This is a genomic window from Arthrobacter sp. Sr33 (genome assembly GCF_054511195.1).
This window is the reverse complement of record NZ_JBTNDD010000010.1, coordinates 91,634-113,395: the sequence shown is the minus strand read 5'-3', so window position 1 is coordinate 113,395 and position 21,762 is coordinate 91,634. Positions and strand designations below refer to the sequence as shown.

At 64.8% G+C, this 21,762-nt stretch carries 20 protein-coding genes and 2 riboswitches; of the genes, 13 read left to right on the top strand and 7 right to left on the bottom strand.

From position 1 onward, the window contains the following. Positions 1-41: 41 nt before the first annotated feature. The 5 genes from ACX80T_RS13715 to ACX80T_RS13695 form a co-directional block, all read right to left on the bottom strand. The gene (locus tag ACX80T_RS13715) at positions 42-1,496 is read right to left on the bottom strand and encodes a sensor histidine kinase (RefSeq protein ID WP_459304677.1); all 1,455 of its coding nucleotides are present in this window, start codon (positions 1,494-1,496) and stop codon (positions 42-44) included. Between the two features lie 12 nt (positions 1,497-1,508). After that, entirely contained in the window at positions 1,509-2,219 is a 711-nt protein-coding gene (locus ACX80T_RS13710) for a response regulator transcription factor (protein WP_019483824.1), read from the bottom strand. A 63-nt stretch (positions 2,220-2,282) separates the two neighbouring features. Next, positions 2,283-3,926 (bottom strand): DNA repair helicase XPB, encoded by a 1,644-nt coding sequence (locus ACX80T_RS13705; RefSeq protein WP_459304676.1) that lies wholly within the window; start codon positions 3,924-3,926, stop codon positions 2,283-2,285. Continuing rightward, the gene (locus ACX80T_RS13700; RefSeq protein WP_459304675.1) at positions 3,919-6,369 is read right to left on the bottom strand and encodes a helicase-associated domain-containing protein; all 2,451 of its coding nucleotides are present in this window, start codon (positions 6,367-6,369) and stop codon (positions 3,919-3,921) included. The genes ACX80T_RS13705 and ACX80T_RS13700 overlap by 8 nt, the downstream gene beginning before the upstream one ends. A gap of 75 nt (positions 6,370-6,444) precedes the next feature. Next, the gene (locus tag ACX80T_RS13695; RefSeq protein ID WP_024477371.1) at positions 6,445-6,708 is read right to left on the bottom strand and encodes a hypothetical protein; all 264 of its coding nucleotides are present in this window, start codon (positions 6,706-6,708) and stop codon (positions 6,445-6,447) included. A 187-nt stretch (positions 6,709-6,895) separates the two neighbouring features. On the opposite strand from ACX80T_RS13695, the gene ACX80T_RS13690 reads away from it, so the two are divergent. The 3 genes from ACX80T_RS13690 to ACX80T_RS13680 are packed head-to-tail and all read left to right on the top strand — an operon-like array spanning position 6,896 to position 9,075. After that, entirely contained in the window at positions 6,896-7,279 is a 384-nt protein-coding gene (locus tag ACX80T_RS13690; protein WP_019483828.1) for a cold-shock protein, read from the top strand. An 8-nt stretch (positions 7,280-7,287) separates the two neighbouring features. Then, entirely contained in the window at positions 7,288-7,749 is a 462-nt protein-coding gene (locus tag ACX80T_RS13685) for a DUF3027 domain-containing protein (RefSeq protein ID WP_459304673.1), read from the top strand. A gap of 48 nt (positions 7,750-7,797) precedes the next feature. After that, positions 7,798-9,075 (top strand): MFS transporter, encoded by a 1,278-nt coding sequence (locus tag ACX80T_RS13680; RefSeq protein ID WP_116778151.1) that lies wholly within the window; start codon positions 7,798-7,800, stop codon positions 9,073-9,075. 47 nt (positions 9,076-9,122) lie between these two features. Here ACX80T_RS13680 and serC read toward each other — a convergent pair whose 3' ends face one another. Continuing rightward, entirely contained in the window at positions 9,123-10,250 is a 1,128-nt protein-coding gene (gene serC, locus ACX80T_RS13675) for a phosphoserine transaminase (protein ID WP_459304672.1), read from the bottom strand. A gap of 248 nt (positions 10,251-10,498) precedes the next feature. On the opposite strand from serC, the gene ACX80T_RS13670 reads away from it, so the two are divergent. From ACX80T_RS13670 to ACX80T_RS13635, 8 genes are all read left to right on the top strand, one after another. Beyond that, complete coding sequence (locus tag ACX80T_RS13670) at positions 10,499-11,206, top strand: metal-dependent transcriptional regulator (protein ID WP_459304671.1); 708 nt, start codon at positions 10,499-10,501, stop codon at positions 11,204-11,206. A gap of 138 nt (positions 11,207-11,344) precedes the next feature. Further along, positions 11,345-11,518, top strand: a riboswitch (cyclic di-AMP (ydaO/yuaA leader). A 2-nt stretch (positions 11,519-11,520) separates the two neighbouring features. Further along, positions 11,521-12,321: a M23 family metallopeptidase gene (locus ACX80T_RS13665; RefSeq protein ID WP_459304670.1), complete on the top strand. Its 801-nt coding sequence runs from the start codon at positions 11,521-11,523 to the stop codon at positions 12,319-12,321. A 125-nt stretch (positions 12,322-12,446) separates the two neighbouring features. After that, a riboswitch (cyclic di-AMP (ydaO/yuaA leader) is annotated at positions 12,447-12,610 on the top strand. A 5-nt stretch (positions 12,611-12,615) separates the two neighbouring features. Next, positions 12,616-13,449 (top strand): NlpC/P60 family protein, encoded by an 834-nt coding sequence (locus tag ACX80T_RS13660; RefSeq protein WP_019483833.1) that lies wholly within the window; start codon positions 12,616-12,618, stop codon positions 13,447-13,449. Between the two features lie 29 nt (positions 13,450-13,478). Further along, positions 13,479-14,342: an NlpC/P60 family protein gene (locus ACX80T_RS13655; protein WP_019483834.1), complete on the top strand. Its 864-nt coding sequence runs from the start codon at positions 13,479-13,481 to the stop codon at positions 14,340-14,342. Positions 14,343-14,576: 234 nt separating this feature from the next. Next, a complete protein-coding gene (locus ACX80T_RS13650; RefSeq protein ID WP_019483835.1) occupies positions 14,577-15,077 on the top strand; it encodes an HNH endonuclease in 501 nt (166 codons plus the stop codon). Continuing rightward, positions 15,074-15,700, top strand: coding sequence for a molybdenum cofactor guanylyltransferase (gene mobA / locus ACX80T_RS13645; RefSeq protein WP_019483836.1), 627 nt, complete (start codon positions 15,074-15,076; stop codon positions 15,698-15,700). The genes ACX80T_RS13650 and mobA overlap by 4 nt, the downstream gene beginning before the upstream one ends. A 14-nt stretch (positions 15,701-15,714) precedes the next feature. Then, positions 15,715-16,011, top strand: a complete 297-nt coding sequence (locus tag ACX80T_RS13640; RefSeq protein WP_019483837.1) for a DUF6457 domain-containing protein — start codon at positions 15,715-15,717, stop codon at positions 16,009-16,011. A gap of 11 nt (positions 16,012-16,022) precedes the next feature. Then, a complete protein-coding gene (locus ACX80T_RS13635) occupies positions 16,023-17,309 on the top strand; it encodes a molybdopterin molybdotransferase MoeA (RefSeq protein WP_156809121.1) in 1,287 nt (428 codons plus the stop codon). Positions 17,310-17,387: 78 nt separating this feature from the next. Here ACX80T_RS13635 and ACX80T_RS13630 read toward each other — a convergent pair whose 3' ends face one another. After that, on the bottom strand, positions 17,388-19,709 hold the full coding sequence (locus ACX80T_RS13630; protein ID WP_019483839.1) for an FdhF/YdeP family oxidoreductase: 2,322 nt from the start codon (positions 19,707-19,709) through the stop codon (positions 17,388-17,390). A gap of 64 nt (positions 19,710-19,773) precedes the next feature. On the opposite strand from ACX80T_RS13630, the gene fdhD reads away from it, so the two are divergent. Together fdhD and ACX80T_RS13620 are read left to right on the top strand one after the other, a co-directional pair. Beyond that, positions 19,774-20,613, top strand: coding sequence for a formate dehydrogenase accessory sulfurtransferase FdhD (gene fdhD / locus ACX80T_RS13625; RefSeq protein ID WP_019483840.1), 840 nt, complete (start codon positions 19,774-19,776; stop codon positions 20,611-20,613). 27 nt (positions 20,614-20,640) lie between these two features. Beyond that, positions 20,641-21,678 (top strand): LLM class flavin-dependent oxidoreductase, encoded by a 1,038-nt coding sequence (locus tag ACX80T_RS13620; protein WP_019483841.1) that lies wholly within the window; start codon positions 20,641-20,643, stop codon positions 21,676-21,678. The last annotated feature ends 84 nt before the right edge of the window (positions 21,679-21,762 follow it).

Genomic DNA, 21,762 nt, shown 5'->3' with positions numbered 1-21,762 from the left:
GTTTGGGGAGGGAAAGCCGGAAAAGTGGGCAGCGCCCATGCCTAAAAGGCTGTGGAGGAGGAGTCATCCGATTCGAGGGCGCTATACGGCAGCCGGATGGACAGGGTGGCTCCGCCGCCGGAGGTCTCCTCCAACCGCACAGAGCCGTCATGCTGGGCCACCAGGGCAGCAACAATCGCCAGCCCCAGGCCGGTGCCGCCGGTCTCGCGGTAGCGGGATGAGTCGGCGCGGTAGAACCGCTCGAAAACCCGCGCCGCGTCTTCCTCGGAGATGCCCGGGCCGTGGTCCCTGACCTCGATCACCGTGTCCATCCGACCGTGGATCACCGGCGCCACACCAATCGCGACTTCGATCGGGGTGCCATCGGGGGTGTACCGCAAAGCATTCGTCATGAGGTTGGCCACGACCTGACGGAGCCTGGCCTCGTCCCCAACAGTTGGTGCCGAATGCGCAGGACCGCCGTCCAGACCAATGACGGTGATTTCACGATCAGGGGCAATCGCACGGGCATCGAGCGCTGCATCATTGCCGAGAATGACCAGGTCCAGAGGTTCGGATTCCAGCGGGCGCTGTTCGTCGATCCTGGCGAGCGTCAGCAGGTCCTCAACCAGCTCACCCATCCGCTTGGCTTCACTTTCGATCCGGCCCATCGCCGCCCGCACGTCGTCGTCGTTCTGCAGCGCTCCGTGCCGGTACAGTTCCGAGAACCCTCTGATAGTTACGAGCGGGGTACGCAGTTCGTGGGACGCGTCAGCGACGAAACGACGCATCTTGCGTTCGGATTCCGTTCGGGCCGAGAACGCTGTCTCGATATGGGCGAGCATGGCGTTGAGTGAACGCGACAACCTCCCCACCTCAGTGGCCGGCCGTTCTACCTCGACGCGTCGGGAAAGGTCGCCGGCGGCGATCGCCGCAGCAGTCCGTTCCACCCGACCCAGCGGCCTGAACTGACGGGTTACGGCAACGAAGGCGATACCGCTGGCCACCATCGTCGCCCCGAGGCCGACGAAGAAGATGATCTGCCCGGCTTCCTCCAGTGATTTGTTGACCGTAGCCAGGCTCGAAGCAATGGCCACGCTGCCCTGGCCGTTGCTCAGTGCATAGAGCTTCACCCGCCAGCCAGGGCTGCCGGGAGCGCTCCCTGGCACCGTAAAGCCCTTCTGCTCCCGGGCGGACACTTCCTCGACCGGAATTTCGGGGATGACCGGGAAGTCCGCCGATTCCTCGGACAGGGTTCCCCTGAGCTTCTGGCCGTCCACGTCCCTGAGCTCGCCGTAGAACCGTAGCAAGGTTCCATCGGTGGCACCGTCGGGAAGGATGTTTTGCGCCACGGCGTCGGCGTTGGCCCGGATATCCAGATCCATCTGCTCAATCAGGCTGCCGCGCAGCATCGAGACCGTGACAATGCCGGTAATCGCAACAGTGACCACCATGAGCAGAGTCATGGTGGCCACCAGTTGGGTGCGCAGCGATGCGGCTTTCCACCGATCAATCACGTGGGCCGGTACCTACCGCTTGTCAGAGGTACGCAGCAGATAGCCGACGCCCCTCTTGGTCTGGATCAGGGCCACCGCGTCAGGGTTCTTGTCGATCTTGCGCCGCAGATAGGAGATGTAGGACTCGACAATCGAGGCATCCCCGTTGAAGTCGTACTCCCACACATGATCGAGGATCTGGGCCTTCGAGAGCACCCGGTTAGGGTTCATCATCAGGTAGCGCAGCAGCTTGAACTCGGTGGGGGAGAGATCGATGACCTCACCCGCCCGGCGTACCTCGTGGGCGTCGTCGTCGAGCTCCAGATCGTCCACGCGGATCACGGCGTCGTCATCGTCCATGGGCTGGGTGCGGCGGAGGACGGCACGGATCCGGGCCACCACCTCATCGAGGCTGAACGGTTTGGTGACGTAATCGTCGCCGCCCACGGTCAGCCCGGTGACCTTATCGTCGGTGTCGTCTCGAGCGGTGAGGAACACAACGGGGAAGTGCCGTCCGGCGGCACGAAGCCGGCGGGTCACTGTGAAACCATCCATGTCCGGCAACATGACATCGAGTACTGCCAGGTCGGGGTTATGGGTCTCTGCAGCGGCCAGCGCTTCGCGGCCGTTGGCGGCAGCGACGACGTCGAAACCCGCGAAACGCAGGGAGGTGGAGAGGAGCTCACGAATGTTTGGCTCGTCATCCACTACGAGGAGTTTTGCTTCAGGTCCAGTCTTTTTCACAGTTCCCAGTATCCTCCCAGACACTGGGAGTTGTCTGGATAGTGCGTGAAAGCTTCCCGTATGTCAGCCCTGAGGAATGTCCGCGGCGTCCATGATCCGGTAGGCATAGCCCTGCTCGGCCAGGAACCGTTGCCGTTTTGCGGCGAAGTCCTGATCAATCGTGTCCCGCGCGACCACGGTGTAGAACCTTGCGGCCCGACCATCGGCCTTGGGGCGCAGCAGGCGACCCAGTCGTTGAGCTTCCTCCTGCCGGGATCCAAAGGACCCGGACACCTGGATGGCGACCGAGGCCTCGGGGAGGTCGATGGAAAAGTTGGCTACCTTCGACACCACAAGAGTGTGGATTTCCCCGTTGCGGAACTCACCAAACAGCCGCTGCCGTTCCTTCACGGAAGTGTCCCCCTTGATCACCGGGGCATTCAGGCGCTCGCCGAGCTCGTCCAGCTGGTCGATGTACTGACCGATTACCAGCAGCTGCTCGCCCTGGTGCGAGGCGACCAGCTTTTCGACCACGCCGCTTTTGGTCTCCGACGTGGCGCACAGGCGGTACTTGTCGCCGTCCTCGGCCATCGCGTAGGCAACCCGCTCGTCGCGCGGCAGATCCACTCGCACCTCCACACAGTCGGCCGGCGCGATGTAGCCCTGCGCCTCGATGTCCTTCCAGGGGGCGTCGTAGCGTTTGGGGCCGATGAGGGAGAACACTTCGCCCTCCCGGCCATCCTCCCTGACCAGGGTCGCGGTCAGGCCGAGTCGGCGTCGTGCCTGCAGATCGGCTGTCATGCGGAAGATTGGGGCAGGCAACAGGTGCACCTCGTCATAGACGATCAGCCCCCAGTCATTCGCGTCGAGGAGTTCGAGGTGCGGGTAGAGGCCACCCCGCCGCAACGTCAGCACCTGATAGGTGGCTATGGTGACCGGCCGAATCTCCTTGACCGCGCCCGAGTACTCACCGATCTCGTCCTCGGTCAGGGATGTGCGCTTCAGCAGCTCATCCTTCCACTGGCGGGCGGAGACGGTGTTGGTGACCAGGATCAACGTGGTGGTCTGGGAGGTCGCCATCGCTGCAGCGCCCACCAGGGTTTTGCCCGCACCGCAGGGGAGTACGACGACGCCCGAGCCGCCCGACCAGAAGTTTTCCATGGCCAGCTTCTGATAGGGGCGCAGCGTCCACCCGTCCTCGAGCAGGGCGATGGGGTGGGGTTTGCCATCCACATAGCCGGCAAAGTCCTCCGCCGGCCAGCCCAGCTTCAGAAGCAACTGTTTGAGCTGACCGCGCTGGGAGGAGTGCACCACCACCGTTTCTCCGTCGATACGCGGGCCCAGCAGGGGCTGGATTTTCTTGGCGTGCAGCACCTCTTCAAGGACCGGGTAGTCGTTGGTGCGCAGGACCAGCCCATGCTGGTCGTCCTTCTCAAGGCGGAGCCGCCCGTACCGTGACATGGTCTCTTCGATGTCCATCAGCAGTGCGTGGGGTACCGGGAACCGTGAGTATTTCAGCAGGGTGTCGAGGACATGCTCGGCGTCGAGCCCTGCCGCACGGGCATTCCACAGCCCGAGCGGAGTCAGCCGATAGCTGTGGACGTGTTCAGGGGCGCGTTCCAGCTCAGCGAACGCCGCGATCGCGTGCCGTGCTTCGGTGGATTGTTCGTGGTCCACCTCAAGCAGGATGGTTTTGTCGCTTTGGACGATCAACGGGCCGTCAGGCATCAGTTACTGCCCCTTCATCGATGGAAAGTAGTTCAACGTCCATGATCCGGTGGATCGAGACGACTTTTTCGACCTCGTTGGCCGGGTCAATGACCCGGACCCTGCCGCCGGATACAGATAGTGGAACAAGGACCTGCCGGGTGGAATTCCCCTGGCTGTCGGCGAACCCGAGCCGGACCGGGCGTCGGAGCCGGATTGCCTTGCGGAGGGTCTCGAGCCCCAGCAGGGTGTCACTCTCAGTGGTCGACATTCCGTCCGCAGGCGCCACCCCGGCACCGCGAAGCACTGCCACCTGGTTGGCGATGTCCTCCGATGAGAGGGTCCAGGGGTTCAACGTCACCCGCGACGACGCCGCCGTCACGCTTCCCGGCCCGCCTGCGGGGCCGGACCGTCCGGGACTGGATGGCACAGCCAAGCCCTCGAGGGCGGGTGCGTACCCCAGGTCACGCAGGACCGCCGCGAGCTCCGGCCCGGACGCCTGGGAAATCACGACTGTCGGCGCGAGCTGCACCAGGCCAAGTGCTGCGGCCCGGGGATCGGTCAGGAGGGCTGAAAGCGCCGCATCATCGTCGCTGCGAACATAGCTGCTGGCCCTGCCCACCCGGAGGCGGCCGTACCTCGACGCGGTGTCGTCGACCAGGTACTTCAACGGCTGTGGAACGTCGGTGGCCGAATGGCGTGCCAGGAACGACAGAATCGTCGACGCATCCTGGCCGTCGTCGAACGCGCGGCGCAGCGACTCCGCCGAGAACCGGTAGATGCTGGCCGGCCCCTGGCCCTCGGGGGTGGAAAGGAGGGCCAACTCGGTGGCGACCTCGGGCTCGAGATATCCGGGGGCAACAGCGGTCAGGTCTGCCTGCAACATGAAGTGCCGCAGCGGGGCGGGCAAGGCGCCGCGCAGGACGGCGGCGGCGTCGTCGTGCCTGCCGGCTGCGGTCAGGGAGCCTAGCTCAGTCAATGCGCCGGACCCCATCAGGCCAAGGCGGGACGCCTCCGTGAGCATGCCCGGAACCAGCCGGGCAAAGCGCCGCTGCAGGCGCGGCTGGCTCCACGTAAGCCACTCAACGACGTCGCGGGTCTGCAATACGGCCGACATGGCGCCGTCAATTGGGTGCCCGCTGGCGTCGTCGCTGAGGGCAGCCAGCGCCGCCAGCATCCGGGACCGGATGTGGGGGGCGTCGGGTCGGCCGGCCTCGGCCGCCAAAGCGTTCACCGTGGCACCGGCGGTGAGCTGGGTTCCTACCAACGACGGCGCGCGTTGCGCATCCAGCCACGTGGTCGCCAGACGGTGCCACTGCTCCACCCGGTCCTGCGCCAGCCAGAGAGTGCCTGGTTCAATGCGCCAACGGGAGGTGTCGACGTCGAGTACCAACAGGCCGGCGAGGGCCGCGAGCTCCACCAGCCAGGCAGCCTGCTCGGTGTCGACCCGCAGGGCATCGGCGAGCCGCCGGATTTCCCGGACGCCCACCCCACCGGACCGCAACGTGGTGATCGGGGAAACCTCGACGGCTGCGACGAGATCGGTGACCAGACGGAGGGTTTCGGCGACCGCGCTGTGCGCGGCGTTATCCCGCAGACTGTTCCGGATGGTTCGAAGCTCGGGAACCGGGGGGTCACAGCGCAGCTGTTCGATGATGGAATGACCACGCGCTGCCCGTCCCACGGCGCGGGGGAGTTCAACATGGCTCGCATCCAGGCGGGCGAGGAGCCCGTGGGTGAGTAACCACTGAATCGGTGAACCCGGGTCCTCAGCGCTCACCGGGGAGGCACCGACCGCCGAGACACTGAATTTGCCGAGCAGGTCCCTGGTGCGTTCGGGTGCCAGGGACAGCAGGGCCTCCCAGCCGGCGGGAGTCGAAACGACGTCGTGGAGGACCTCGGCTGCGGCGCCGGCTGTGGTGGCCTCACCGATCTCCAGCCCGAGCTTGCGGAGCCGGTCGACGCCGACGGGCAGCTGTTTGGCGTACCCGGGGAGAAGTCGGACCAGCTGGGTGATCTCCCGGCCCAGCCCGGCAGGGTAGGGGCCCAGGGCCTCGGTCAGGGAGGCAACGGGAAGGTAGAACCGGCGGTTCTGGTCAGCGGCCGAAGCCTCCGGCGGGGCCGGGGCGCGGCGGAGCAGAGCGAGCGCATGTAAATGGGCCAGGAATCCGTCCAGGATCTTCACGGTCGACCCCTTGATGTCCGACCGGAGCCAGGCCGCAGTGGTGCTTTGCCCGGTGTCACCATGAGTTGAAAGCTGCACGGCAGTGAGCACGTCCAGCTGGGGTTCGCTCAGGTTTTCCAGCGCCCGCTGGACGCTGACCCGGGTGGAAGCGCGGGCGGCGAGGGCGGCAAAATCGGGGACCGGTGGGAGAACGAGGTCCGGGCGCGCTGTGAGAAGGTCACGGAGCCGTGCGTCGCTGCGTGCAGCCAAATCGGTGGCCAGATCGCGGATAGCGGACATTATGACAACGTTACCCCGTTTGCCTGTGCTCGCCCCGCCCGATCACCCGGTGGGAGCCCGCGGCAGGAGCTGGAGTCAGGCCCGCCTGCGGGTCCGAATTCCCGAGATCACCATGAGGATCATGAGGATAAAGGCCACCGGAAGGCAGATGTAGGCTCCGGCAACAAAGCCTGGCCACACGGTGCCCTGGAAAAAGGCAGTGATCAGCACGGCAGTAAGCGAAAGCAAGCCGATGATCGCCAGGGCCACTGCTGTCACCATCAGGATCAGGCGCGGCAGGTTCCGCTCCGGAGTGCTGGATCCGTGGTCTGGAAGGGGGCGGGGTGAGGTATTTGCCATAACGCTAACAGCGTACAAGGTGTGCCCCTTTCATGAAGCACACTGGTAGAGAGGATATTCTGGAAGGCAGAGACTTTCCCGACGAGACGCTGGCCCCGCCGCAAGGACATGGGCACCAGATCCTTTTCCAAGGATCGGCACGGTCACAGCAGTGTCCGACGCAGCACCTACAGAACGAGGTAACGACGTGCCTATTGGCAAGGTCAAGTGGTTTGACGCTGAAAAGGGTTTTGGTTTCCTGGCTACCGACGACGGTCAGGAGGTCTTCCTTCATGCCTCGGCGCTGCCCGCAGGAGTGACCGAGGTGAAGGTGGGCACCAAACTGGAGTTCGGCGTCGCCGACGGCCGCAAGGGACTTCAGGCGCTCTCCGCCCGCATCCTCGAGGCGCCGGCCTCGGTTGCGAAGGCAACACGTAAAAGCGCCGATGATATGGCCGTGATCACCGAGGACCTCATCAAGTTGCTCGACGACGTCTCCAATGGGCTGCGCCGCGGCCGGTACCCCGACAAGTCGCACGCCGGCAAGGTCGCAGCGGTCCTCCGCGCGGTCGCGGACGATCTGGACGCGTAGGCCAGATCGTGGATTCAGACCTGGAAATCGTCGCTCATTCAGCGGACGTCGCTGACCCAGCGATCGCGGAGGCGGACGACGACGCAGTGGTTCCGCCGAAACGTCGTGCACCCCGGAAGCCGTCCAAGCCCGACGCTCTATTGGCGGATGCTGTGGAATTCGCGCGAAATGGTGTGAATGAGATTGCCGAGCAGGGGCAGGTCGGCACCCATGTGGGCGCCTATCCCGACGCCGAACGGGTGGTGACCCACCGGTTCGAAGCCCACCTGCCCGGCTACGGCGGCTGGCACTGGTTTGCCACCCTGGCCCGGGTACCCCGCGGTAAGGAGCCGACGATCTCCGAGGTTGGCCTGCTGCCGTCCGAGACGTCATTGCTGTCCCCACCCTGGATTCCCTGGGCCGAGCGGGTACGCCCCGAGGACTCCGCCAAGGACGAATCAGTTTCCCCTGACGCTGCTGGAGGAGAATAACCAGTTGACTCAGGGTAGTTGCGGACGAGACCGAGCGGAACTCACCTGATGGGGATGTTCCGCTCGCTGCATATCCATAACTACCGGGTCTGGTTTTTCGGAGCACTGGTCTCCAACATCGGCACCTGGATGCAACGCACCGCCCAGGACTGGCTGGTGTATGACATCCTCACCGATCAGGATGCAGCAGCCATGGGCATTGTCATGGCGCTCCAGCTCGGCCCCCAACTGCTCGTCGCCCCCTGGGCAGGTCTGATCGCAGACTCGGTGGACCGGCGGAAACTACTGATTATCACCCAGCTCTCGATGGCGGCACTCGGCGTCGGACTCGGGCTGATGGTGGTGCTCGGGGTGGCCGAACTCTGGCATGTGTACGCCTTTGCCCTCGCCCTCGGATTCGTCTCCGCGGTCGACGCGCCAGCACGGCAGACCTTCGTCTCCGAATTGGTCAGGGACGACTATCTCCCCAACGCAGTCGCTTTGAATAGCGCCTCTTTCAACGGTGCGCGGATGGTTGGCCCAGCGGTGGCGGGTCTGCTCACCGTGGCGGTGGGCCCCGGCTGGGTATTCATGATCAACGCGCTCACGTTCGGCGCCATGATCTTTGTGCTGATGACCATCAGACGGTCCGAGTTGCGAGTCCTGGAGAAGTCTCCGCCGGGCAAGGGCCGGATTCGGGAGGGCTTCAGATATGTGCGTAACCGGCCCGACCTGATGATGGTGATGCTCGCGATCTTCATCGTCGGCACCTTCGGACTCAACTTTGCCGTCTACATCGCGGCGATGGCACGCACCGAGTTCAACAGTGGCGCCGGAGTGTTCGGCGTGCTGTCATCGGTGATGGCCGTCGGCTCGGTAGCGGGCGCTCTGCTCTCGGCCCGCCGCAGCAAACCGAGGCTACGGTTCATTTACGGGGCGGCAGCAGCTTTCGGGGTCGCCTGTGCCGCAGCAGCGCTGGCGCCCACGGTCTGGCTGTTCGGTCTCACCCTGATCCCGGTGGGCCTGTTCGCGCTGACACTCATGACCAGTGCCAATGCGTACGTCCAGACCACCACCGAGCAGGTGATGCGCGGCAGGGTCATGGCGCTGTATTTCGCCATTTTCCTCGGCGGCACACCGCTCGGCGCACCAATCGTCGGCCTGGTCTCCAACACTTTTGGTCCACGGTGGAGCCTCGCCGTCGCCGCAGCGGCCGGCATCATTGCGGCGCTGGCGGGAATGATCTGGGCCTGGCGGGCCCACCATCTACGGCTTCGCTACGATCCGGCCCCGCGGCGTCGGCTGCGGATTGAAACTGACTTCGGCAAACCTCTCACCGATCCCTAAGATCCGGTCCAGCCACAGGCTTTTGGGATCTTAGGGGCGGCGGAGGGCTAGCGTCCGCCGATCACGAAGTCGATGCAGGCCAGCAGGGCTGAAATATCGTCCGGTTCAATCGAGACGAACGTCGCGATGCGCAGCTGGTTCCGGCCCAGCTTCCGGTACGGCTCGACGTCGACAATGCCGTTGGCGCGCAACACCTTCGCGAGTGACGCAGCGTCAACGGAGTCGTCGAAGTCGATGGTCGTAATGACATTGGAGCGGTCCTCGGCGCGGGTGACGAAGGGGGTGGCGACGTCGGACGCTTCCGCCCACTGGTAGACCCGCCCCGCGGACTCCGCGGTGCGGGCCGCAGCGAACTCGAGACCGCCGCTCTGGTTCAACCATTCGACCTGGGCGTTGAGAGTCACCAGGGTGGCCAGGGACGGGGTGTTGTAGGTCTGGTTCAGTAAAGAGTTGTCGATGGCCGTCTGGAGGTTCAGGAAATCAGGGATCCAGCGGTCGGTCGCCGCGATCCGGGCTGCGCGCTCCAGCGCGGCCGGCGAGAACAGGCCAAGCCACAGGCCGCCGTCGGACGCGAAGTTTTTCTGGGGAGCGAAATAGTAGACGTCGGACCCACTGACATCCACGTCCAGGCCGCCGGCGGCCGACGTCGCGTCGATGAGGACCAAGGCATCCGGTGCGGCGCCGTCGACCCGGTGCACCGGTGCTGCCACACCGGTGGAGGTCTCGTTCTGCGGCCAGGCGTAGACGTCCACGCCTGTTTCCGCTTCAGGGGTGGGGCGCGTCCCCGGGGCCGAGGTGATCACCGAGGATGCCTGGAGGAAGGGCGCCTTGTTGGTGGCGGAAGCGAACTTCGCCCCGAATTCCCCGAACGACAGGTGCTGGGCCTTGTCCTGCACCAGCCCGAAGGATGCCACATCCCAGAACGCTGTTGACCCACCAACGCCCAGCACCACCTCGTAGCCGGCCGGCGCGTTGAACAGCTGGCTCAGGCCTTCCCGGACCGAACCGACAAGGTTGCGCACCGGCGCCTGACGGTGGGACGTGCCAAGCAGGGTCCGTCCGGCCTGCGCGAGGGCCTCCATCTGCTCGTCGCGCACCTTCGACGGGCCTGCTCCGAAACGCCCGTCGGCGGGAAGGAGGCCAGCGGGGATCAATTGGTCCGGGGAAATGCTCATGGTCTCTCCAAGGGGGTAAGCGTGCGACACAAGACGGGATACATTCTGCCGCACTACCCGCCCCTGGTGGCATTTGTGAACATGTCCCGACCGGGCACCCGGTTGCCGCTGATTGCCGCGGCCTCTGGTAAATGGGTTAACCTTGGTGAGCGTAGAACTTGTGTTCGGCGCTGGCGATATGTGCCGCGCTCCCACCGCGAAAGCTGCCCGCTGTTCCATCCCGCACCAGTGCCTAGGAGCTGAACCGCATGACGGACCTCATCGATACCACTGAGATGTATCTGCGGACCATCCTGGAACTGGAGGAGGAAAACATTGTTGCCCTCCGCGCCCGGATCGCTGAACGGCTCCGCCATTCCGGTCCCACCGTCTCCCAGACCATCGGCCGGATGGAGCGCGACGGGCTGGTGATTGTCTCGGGCGATCGCCACCTCGAATTCACTGACCTTGGCCGCCGTCGCGCCATCGGGGTGATGCGCAAGCACCGCCTCGCCGAACGTCTCCTCTCCGACGTGATTGGCCTGGATTGGGCTTATGTCCACGAAGAGGCCTGCCGCTGGGAGCACGTGATGAGCGAGCGGGTTGAACAGCGGTTGTACGAGCTGCTGGGGAAGCCCACCGAGTCTCCATACGGCAACCCTATTCCGGGGCTTGAGGCCCTGGGCGGCCCGCCAACCCAAGGCTTCACCGACGGTGTCCGCAGCCTCCTGTCGGTGATCGGCGCCAATCCTCAGGGGTCAGTGATTACCCTTATCCGGTTGGCCGAGCCCATTCAGGTGGACCCGGAACTGCTCTCCCAACTCGATGAGGGTGGGTTGCGGCCCGGAACGGTCATCGGCGTGCAGGCGGCCGGCGACTATGTGTCGGTCAGGGTCGAGGGTATCGAGGGCGCGCTGGAGCTCCCGCCGGAGGTCGCCGCACACGTGTTCGTGTCGGTCGCCGGGCCGGCTCTCTAACCCTCCACGGCACAATATTGCCGCAAGTTATCCACAGGAAAAGATAACGAACGTATCTCTTTTGCTTCTGGTCGTGGATGATGGAAAGCTGACGTTGATACATCAGCGTTATCCAAACCGCACGCCTAACCCTGTCAGCGGATTTGGATGCTGAGACCCGTGACAGGGGCGGAGGACCCATCAGACGGCGGCTGATAAGCCGCCTTGGGGTGAAGTCCGGACGCGGTGCTGCTTCGGCGGACCGGTCAGGGCCGAGTTTCTTCCCGAACTCGAATCCGACAGCTAACTTCGCAGGCATATACGAAAGGGACCCTTTGTCGAAGCACCATGCTTCGGGACGCCGCCGTGCCGGCGCCCCAGTACCTGCCGTGCGTCCTCGGGACGCGCAACGACTCGAACGACGACGACGAGCAACCCGGGTCAGGGGCGACTTTTCGCTCACCGGGATGAGCCAAAAATTCGCCATCGCCGCCGCCGCGTCCGGGCTGGTGCTGACCGTTACGCTACCCACCACCGCGGGGACGGCCCCGCAGGACGACAATGCGGCCGCCGTAGCCGTTGCGCCCACCGTGCAGGCGACTGTTGCGCCCCGGGAAATCAGCGTTCCCGACGCGGCGCTGGTCGACTTCAGCCGCACCGCATTGCAGAGCACCTTTGACGCAGACGCCAAGCTCAGCGAGATCATGACCGCTGCAGACTCAGCGGCTGTACCTGCAGCGGCCCGCGGCTCCCTGTCAGCTCCCATGGACAAGCTGATTGTCACGTCCCCGTTCGGTTACCGGGTCAGCCCGATTACCGGTTTGGGTGGGGAACTCCACTCAGGTCAGGACTTCAGCAGCTCGTGCGGCACTGAAGTGTTCGCGGCAGCGTCCGGCACTGTCACCTTTGCCAGCTGGCACCCCTATGGCGGTGGAAACCGCGTGGTCATCGATCACGGCAACGGGCTCGAATCCACGTACAACCATCTCTCGTCCAGCAGTGTCCAGGAGGGGCAGTCAGTGGACCGCGGTGAGGTTGTCGCCCAGAGCGGTAGTACCGGTGCATCCACCGGCTGCCACCTGCATTTTGAAGTGATGGTTGACGGTCAGGCCGTGGACCCCATGGGCTGGCTGTAACCAAGGACACACCGTTTCGTGACCGGAATGTGACATTGCGGTCAATCTCATGTACCGTCAATCTCGTGCCAAATTCTAATAGGTTTGGCACCCTCGAGCAGATCGCCTAGCTCTGCCACTGCCTGAGGTTCCGTTCGCACAATTCGCATGGCAGAGGCGGGGGAACCAATTAGTGGATTTCGCAAGAAATCCTTGGGGTTAAGTCGTCTGATTCCACTGGGAATCAGAGGGCCGGGTGACTCCCATCCGAATCCGACAGCTCACCTCGCAGGCAATTGGGAGAGGCAATCGAACGTGTCAACTAGCTCTTCTCTGGGCCGCCACAGGGCCGCCCGTACGCACACCAGCCCCCTGACAGCCATCTCAAGCGCCGTCTCCTCGAACGCTGGTTCCGTCGGCCGCCAGGCAGCAGTCATCGTCGCAGCGTCAGGGCTCGTCCTGACCGCCGGACTGCCAGCCCACGGGTTCGGTGAGTCCGAGCGTGTCGTTCAGCTCTCCACCCCCCTGATCTCGATTGCTGCTACGGCTGACGCCGTAAGCGCTCCCGCCACCGCCGAGATCACCTTCGAGCGTGCAGCCGTGTCGGCGACGCCCGCCGCCGTAGCTGCTCCAGTCGTCGAGGTGCAGGCCGACGTCATCGAGCCAATAACAGCCGCCGCTGAGCCGGTAGCCGAAATGGTGGCAGAGCCCGCCGTGCAGGAAGCAGCGCCAGTCGAGGCAGCGCCAGTTGAGGCGCCCGCAGCAGAAGCAGTAGTCGCACCAGCTGCGCCAGCCCAGACGCCCGCAGCCGAAAAGCCAGCCCCCAAGGCTGCCCCTTCCGGTAACATCGCCGCTGGTCTGGTCGGATCCGCCTACTCCCAGATCGGTGTCGGGCAGGACTGCACCGCCATGGTTGAGAAGGCACTTCGCTCCGTCGGCAAGTCCGTTGGCGACATTGCGCCTGGCGATTTCTTCGCCTTCGGATCAGTTGTTGGCTCTCCAGCGGCGGGCGACCTGGTAATCACCGCCGGCCACGTAGCCATCTACGTCGGAAACGGCCAAGTCATCAGCGGTGGCCTGAACGGCATGAACACCGACCTCCATTCCCTTTCCGACCTCCCCGGCGCTAGCTTCGTCCGCGTTAGCTAAGACCACACCGAACCCTGGAGAACGCAAAAATGACAACTCGCACAGCTATTGCACGTCACCGTGCCGATAAGCGCCACAACACCAACTTCTCGGCTCTGGCCAAAGCAGTAACCGAGAACGCTGGCGGCATGGGCCGTCAGGCAGCTGTAATCGCCGCAGCATCAGGCCTTGTCCTGACCGGTGGGGTATCGGCCAACGCTGCTGAGCTCTCCCTCGAATCAGCCGAACGGACCACCCTGACCTCCGCGCTGGAGATCCAGGCCGCTCCAGCCGCCGTCGAAGCTCCCGCAGACGCCGACATTGCGTTCAACCGCACCCCGGTCAAAGCCGTAGCAGCCCCAGCAGTCGTCGAAGCCCCAGCAGTCACTGTTCAGGCTGAGACCGTTGTGGAGATCGAAGAGGCTCCGGCCGTGGCCCCGGCCGCTGAGCCCGAAACCGTAGAGCCGGTTACCGTAACACCTGCAGTGAACGTCGAGCCGGAAGCGCCCGTCCGGACCACTCCAGCACAGGCCGCTCCGGCAGCCGAGGCCCCCGTCGCGCAGAAAGCCCCAGCCGCATCCTCAGGGAAGGCAGCAACAATCGCGGCCGCAGCACAGGCTCAGCTGGGAGTCACCCAGGACTGCACCCGTCTGGTGAGCAACGCCCTGGCAGCAGCAGGGATCAACTTCCACGGCTGGCCAGCCGGGTACCTGTCCCTCGGACGCACGGTCAGCGCCGGCGAAGCCATCCCAGGTGACCTCATCTACTACACAGATGGCGGAGCCGGAGTGGCCCACATCGCTGTGTACATCGGTGGCGGCCAGGCAGTCCACGGTGGGTTCAACGGCAACCAGACTGTGGTCGCTCCAGCCGACCTTGGTTCGGGCCCAGTCTTCATCCGCGTCGGCGGCTAGGAACACCCCGCATGACGACAAAAGACCCGGAGGAATTTCCTCCGGGTCTTTTTGTGCGTCTGGCAGCCGCCCGGACTGTCAAGGCGATCGGTCCGCGACGACACGCGTGGACCAGCTCCATCAAAATTAGCTAACCGAGCGTCAGCCGAACTACCCTTACTCAAAAGGAGTCAGGATTTCGGCCTGCGACCCCGGCGATAGGGGTAGAGGCCTGATCGGCAAAGAGGAATGTGCATGCGCACTCTCGTTCTGAATGCTGGATATGAGCCGCTGGCGGTAGTGACCTTCCGCCGGGCGCTGGTCCTTGTGCTGGCCGGCAAAGCCAGCGTCGTCGCGGAAGGGGAGGAACCGGTCATCGGACCCAATGAGATTCTCGGGCGCCCCTCGGTCATCCTGCTGAACCGGTACGTGAAAATCCCCTACCGGCAAAGTCTTGTGGTCACCCGCAGGGGTGTGCTGCGCCGCGACAACCATCTGTGCGCCTACTGCGGCAAAAGCGCCTCCACCATCGATCACGTGTATCCACGCTCCCGCGGCGGGGACTCCAGCTGGGAAAACCTCGTAGCCTGCTGCCTCAGGTGCAACAACGACAAGGGTGACAAGACGCTCGCCTCTCTGGGGTGGCAGCTGGGGGTCACCCCACAACCGCCCCGAGGTCCATCCCACCACTTCCGTGAGATCGAGAAGCCAGCCCCGCAGTGGAGCGCCTTCCTCCGGTCGGAGAGCGCCGCTTGAGCGCTCAGGTACCCGTTGCCTTCAATGCCGTAGTGCTCTCGGGTGGCAGATCCTCACGCCTGGGAGGTACACCCAAGGCCCATCTCGAGCACAAGGGGCAAAGCCTGCTTGACCTGACCTGTCAGGCCGCGGCAGCTGCACGACGGATCGTCGTCGTCGGGCCAGACGACGTCGAAGGCGCAACCTTCCGGGCTCGACCGGTGTCGCGCGAGTTTGTCCGCGAGTCGCCACCGTTCGGCGGGCCGGCCGCGGCGCTGGCTGCCGCCGTCGACCATTTACAGGACGACTCGACACCGTGGCTGCTGGTGCTGGCGTGCGACATGCCGCGCATCGCGGAGGCGATTCCTTCGCTTCTGAAAGCGGCGGTCGATCGTCCGGATTCCTCGGCGATGGCGCACGACGGCGGCCGGGACCAGCCGCTGGCCGCCCTCTACCGTTTTGCTGACCTGCGGTTAGCGGTGCAGGAGATCCACGCCTCCGGAGGGGCCCAGAATCTATCGATGAAGGCACTCCTTGCTAGGGTGCAATGGAGAGCAATTGACGTTCGGCCGGGCAGTACCGCCGACGTCGACACCTGGGCTGACGCTCAATCCCTCGGTGTCTCAGGCACAGCACCGACCTAGATTCAGGAGCAGCGATGAAAAAACAGGATCAGATCCTTCAGGAATGGAGTGCCCAACTCATTGAGGCCTTCGAGCTTCAGGGCACCACCATCGATATCGATGCCATCCTTTCCCTCGCGGGGGACGCAGCCCATTCAATAGTGCGCCCGGCAGCGCCGCTGACCACCTTCATTGCTGGCTATGCCGCTGGCCTCGCCGTGGCCAGCCAGCAGGCTACCGAGGCGGTAGCCATGGAGTCAGCGATTGAGGCTGCCCGTCGCCAGTGTCCCACCGAAGACGCGGCCACCCCACCAACGGCGGAGGCCCAGTGAGCGAATCCCCCATGAGTGAATCCCCAGTGAGTGATACTGCCACCGACAACTCCACCGGCCGGAACCTCGACTGGGAGCAGGCGCGACGCGTCGCCTACGACGCCGGAACGCCAATGGCCAACCAGACAGTCCCGCTCTCCGAAGCGCTTGGACAAACACTGGCTGAGCCGGTCACGGCTTTACAGGCCATCCCGCACTACGCGTCGTCGGCCATGGACGGTTGGGCAGTCAACGGCAATCCACCGTGGCAACTGGTTAGTCATGCACCAAAGGAAGAGCACCCCTGGTCGCGTCCTGCCCCGCACCAGGATTCGGGTGCGGGACCGCTGGTTCCCGGTGAGGCGACATTCATCCTGACCGGCGGCGTGGTACCGGAGGGGACCACCGGGATCCTCCGGATGGAGCACGGCGCCGTCCGCGGTGATTCCCTGGACCGCAACGAGCGGGCCCGGCCGGACGAGCCGAGGCCCCAGGAACACATCCGACCGGCCGGCGAGGAGGCCCCTCAGGGCAGCGAGACCATTCCCGCGAACGTCACCCTGAACCCGGCCCAGATTGCCCTGGCCGCGGTCTGTGGCTACGACAACCTTCCAGTGCTGAGGGCACCGCGGGTGTCCTTGCTGCTGACCGGCGACGAGGTCATCGAAGCCGGGCTCCCCGAGCCGGGGCAGGTCCGTGACACGTTTGGTCCCCAGCTTCCCGGTCTGGTCCAGATGATGGGTGGGCACGTCGACACCTCGGGCCGTGCCAAGGATGACCTCGACGACGTCGTCGCCGCCATCAGCGCCGAAGCGCTCGATGAACTCTCCCTCGCTCGCGCCTCCGGTGACGTCCTCATCACCACCGGCGGGACGGGCAGTTCCTCGGCTGACCACATCAGGCGCGCGTTGGAGACGCTCGAGGCAGAGTTCATCATTGACGGCATCGCGATGCGGCCCGGCCACCCCACGCTGCTGGCCCGACTGCAGGACGGCCGGTTCCTGGTAGGTCTCCCCGGCAATCCCCTGGCCGCGATGATGGCCATGTTTACCGTGGTGGGCCCGCTGCTGGCAGGCCTGCGCGGAGCGCCGTTCCCCGAAACCGACGAAGTTACCGTCGGGGAAGCATTCGATGAACTTCCCGGTCGGAGCCGGGTGGTGCCCTACCGGCTGGAATCCGGCCGGGCCGTCGCGGCTACTCACCAGCGCTCCGGCATGCTGAGAGGCCTCGCCTCCGCGGCCGGGGTCATGGTGGTGCCGGCTGACGGCTGCGTTGCGGGAGACAGGTTGCCAGCGCTGCGCCTGCCGTGGATCAGCTAAAACTCCACCTGATAAAACACCGGCGCCCTCATTCAGCTGAATGGGGGCGCCGGTGTTTTAGGCTCAGAGCGGTTCAGCTCAGGCGATCTTCTCAAGCCGGATGATGACCGACTTGGACGTCGGTGTCCCACTGACGTCAGCCGTGGAATCCAACGGCACCAGCACGTTGGTCTCGGGGTAGTAGGCGGCCGCGCAGCCCCGCGGGGTGGCGTAGGTGACCGCCCGGAAGTTCTCGGCCCGGCGCTCAACGCCATCGGAGAACTGCGAGACCAGGTTCACCATTTCTCCTTCGGCGATCCCAGCAGCTGCCAGATCGTCCGCATGCACCAGCACCACACGTCGTCCGCCGTGGATGCCGCGGTACCGGTCATCCTTGCCGTAGATCGTCGTGTTGTACTGATCGTGCGACCGTAGGGTCTGCAGCAGCAGCCGCCCCTCGGGGATCTTCGGGTACTCGAGGGCGTTGCCGGTGAAGACCGCCTTGCCGGACGGAGTGGTGAACTTCCGGCCGTCACGGGGACCATTCGGCAGGACGAACCCACCCGTTTCAATCCGGGTGTTGTAATCCTCGAAGCCAGGGATGACCGCCTCAATGTGGTTACGGATGACCGAGTAGTCGGCCTGCGCCGCAACCCAGTCGATCTGCGGGGCGTTGTCGCGGAACGGGCTCTCCGGGCGAGCGAACAACCGGTCACCGAGCTCACACACGATCGAGATCTCCGAGCGCACATCCGGTCCCGGGGGACGAAGCCGTCCACGCGAGGCATGCACCGCACTCATCGAGTCTTCGACCGTCACCCGCTGGTCGCCGGTGGCCTGGGTGTCCCGATCCGTCCGGCCCAGGGCCGGCAGAATCAAGGCACGACGGCCGGTGATCAGGTGCGAACGGTTCATCTTCGTCGACACCTGTACGGTCAGGCGCGTGTTGCGGAGCGCCTTGTCGGTCACATCGGAGTCCGGAGTGGCGCGCACAAAGTTGCCTCCCATCGCCATGAAGACCTTCGCGCCGCCGTCGCGCATGGAACGGATCGCCGCAACAACATCGACGCCGTGCTTACGCGGCGACGCGAAGTTGAAGTGCGAGTCCAGACTGTCGTGGAAACCGTCGGGCATGCGCTCGAAGATGCCCATGGTGCGGTCGCCCTGCACGTTTGAGTGTCCCCGGACCGGGCAGACGCCCGCTCCAGGCTTCCCGATATTGCCCTGCAACAGGAGGACGTTGACGACGTCGCGCAGTGTCTTCACCGAGTGCTTGTGCTGGGTCAGACCCATCGCCCAGCACACCACGGTGCCGGGGGACGCGATCATCCGATCGCCGACCGAGGTGATCTGAGACTTGGCGATTCCGCTGGCCTCGACGATCTCGTCCCAGGACACGTCACGCAGTTCCTGCAGGTACTCTTCCAGGCCAGTGGTGTGTTCCTTGATGAACTCGTGGTCGAAAACCGTCCCGGTCTTCTCCTCCTGCTCCAGCAGGTACTTGCCGAGACCCTGGAACAGGGCCTGGTCGCCGCCGAGGCGGATCTGGAGGAAATCGTCGGAGAGCTGGGTGCCGCCGCCGAACCTGGTGCCGAGGATGCCGGAGATCTTCTGCGGATTTTCGAAGCGCAGCAGCCCAGCCTCGGGCAGCGGGTTGATCGCGACGATCTGCCCGCCGTTCTTCTTCGCCTTTTCCAGCGACGTCAGCATGCGGGGGTGGTTGGTGCCCGGGTTCTGGCCCGCGACCAGGATCAGCGGGGCCTTGTCGACGTCTTCGAGGGACACCGTCCCCTTACCGATGCCGATGGTCTGGGTCAGCGCGGAGCCCGAGGACTCGTGGCACATGTTCGAGCAGTCCGGCAGGTTGTTGGTGCCGATACCACGCACCATCAACTGGTACAGGAATGCCGCCTCGTTGGAGGTACGGCCGGAGGTGTAGAAGACCGCTTCGTCGGGACTGTCCAGTGCCGCCAGCTCTTCGACGATGATGTCGTAGGCCTGATCCCAGCTCACCGGACGGTAATGGGTGCCACCCTCTTCCAGGAGCATGGGATGGGTGATGCGGCCCTGCTGGCCCAGCCAGTACTCATCGCGCTCGTTGAGCTCGGCAACCGAGTGCTTCTCGAAGAACGACGGCGTCACGATGCGGCGCGTCGCTTCTTCGGCGACAGCCTTGGCGCCGTTTTCGCAGAACTCGGCGGTGTGCCGTTTGTCACCCTCGGGCCAGGCGCAGCCCATGCAGTCGAAACCCTTTACCTGGTTCACTGCCAGCAGCGTCTGCGCGCTGCGCACCGGACCCATCTGGTCCAGGGAAATCTTCAGGGAGTTCAGAACGGCGGGAAGTCCCACCGCTTTTCTCTTGGGCTTACCGACCTCAATTTCGGCTTCGTTGATTCCATCTTTGGGCGCACGAGTCGCCATAGCCATCACATCCTAGGGTCAGAAGTCCACTAGTCTCATCCTAGGACAACGGTAGGAGTGCAAATTGAAGAAGCGCGTCAGTCAGCGCCGCCAGATCACCCGGTTCCGCCTCGGCGCAACCGAAAATGGCATCAGCCGGCGCGAGGATATTCTCGCCGGTGAGGAACCGCTGGAGATCCGCTTGGGAGCAAAGTCTTTTTCGGTGACCATGCGCACACCCGGCGACGACTTTGACCTGGTGGCAGGATTCCTGGTCTCTGAGGGCATCGTCTGGGAGCCCGGGCAGCTGGTCAGTCTCCGCTACTGTGCAGGAGTGGACGACGCCGGTCAGCAGACCTTCAACGTGGTCGAATCCCAGCTCAGACCCGATGTGGTACTTCCGGACACCACGATGGAACGCCATGTGTACACGTCCAGTTCCTGTGGAATCTGCGGTACAGCCTCGATCGATGCGGTGCGCAAGTCGTCCCGTTTTGACGTGCACGACGACGACGCCCAGGTCACGCTCCCGGCGCTCGCCGGGCTGCCCGACCGGTTGCGTGAATCACAAAAGCTGTTCGACTCGACCGGTGGCGTGCACGCTGCGGGGCTGTTCACCCGCGACGGCGAATTGTTATGCCTTCGTGAGGACGTGGGCCGGCACAACGCGGTCGATAAGGTGGTGGGCTGGGCGCTGCGGGAGGGAATGCTCCCCCTGAAGGGAACCATCCTCCAGGTGTCCGGGCGGGCCTCCTTCGAGCTGGTGCAGAAGGCGCAGCTTGCGGGGATCCCCGTGCTGTCGGCCGTCAGCGCGCCGTCGTCGTTGGCTGCCGACCTCGCCGAGGAAACCGGCATCACCCTGGTGGGCTTCAGCCGCGGCACCTCACTGAACTGCTACACGCACCCGCAGCGGATCGCAGCCTAGCCACCACCGACGTCAGGGGCCTCGCGCATGGAACTCGGTATCTACAGTTTCGGGGACATCCACCCCAACCCGGTGACGGGAGAGCGGGTTTCGCCGCAGCAGCGGATGGCGGACCTGCTGGAGCGGGCCCGGCTCGCCGACCAGGTGGGACTGGACTATTTCGGCATCGGTGAACACCACCGCCCGGACTACGCCGTGTCGTCGGTGGTGCCCGTGCTCGCCGCGGCCGCCGCGCAGACCACCAGGATCCACCTCGGCTCGGCGGTCACAGTCCTGAGCACCGAGGACCCGGTGCGGGTGTACCAGCAGTTCGCGACCCTCGACCTCCTCTCCGGAGGCCGGGCTGAGCTCACGGCCGGGCGGGGGTCCTTCATCGAGTCCTATCCGCTGTTCGGGGCGGAACTCGGGGACTACGAAGAGCTCTATGAGGAGAAAATCCGGCTGCTGCTGCAGCTCGACGCCGCTGAACGCATTACCTGGACCGGCAAGTTCCGTGCCGCCTTGGATGATGCGTTGATCCTGCCGCGGCCCACCTCAGGGCACCTCGACATCTGGATCGCTACCGGCGGCACACCGGCGTCGTCAGTGCGGGCTGCACGCCTGGGCACACCCGTGATCTTCGCCTTGCTTGGCGGAGCCGTGGGGAACTTCGCCCAGCACGCGCAGCTCTATCGCGAGACAGCTGCCCGGGCGGGCCATGACCCCTCGACCCTGAAGGTGGGCCTGAGCGGCGTCGGGCTGGTGTTGAGGAAGGACGCCCCAGCCGTCTTCAAGCCGTACTGGCTGGACACGATGAAGCGGATTTCATCGGAGCGGGGCTTCCCGATGCCGAGCGAGGTCACCTACAACATGCAGGCGGCACGCACCGGGGCGATCTTCGTGGGGAACCCCGAGGAAGTGGCGGAGAAGATTGTGCTGGCCCACTCACAGATGCAGCACGACCGCCACATTCTGCAGCTCGACTGGTCCTCCGTGCCGCAGGCGCAGGTACTCGAGTCGATTGAACTGCTCGGCACCGAGGTGCTGCCCATGGTGCGCCGTGAGCTCGGTGTGGTGGCGCCGTAGCGGTGAGCACCAAAGTGTCTCACCCAAGGCTGACATACAGCGAAAGTTGCCCACGGATGTCCAGGTTCCTCACCGAAACGGGCC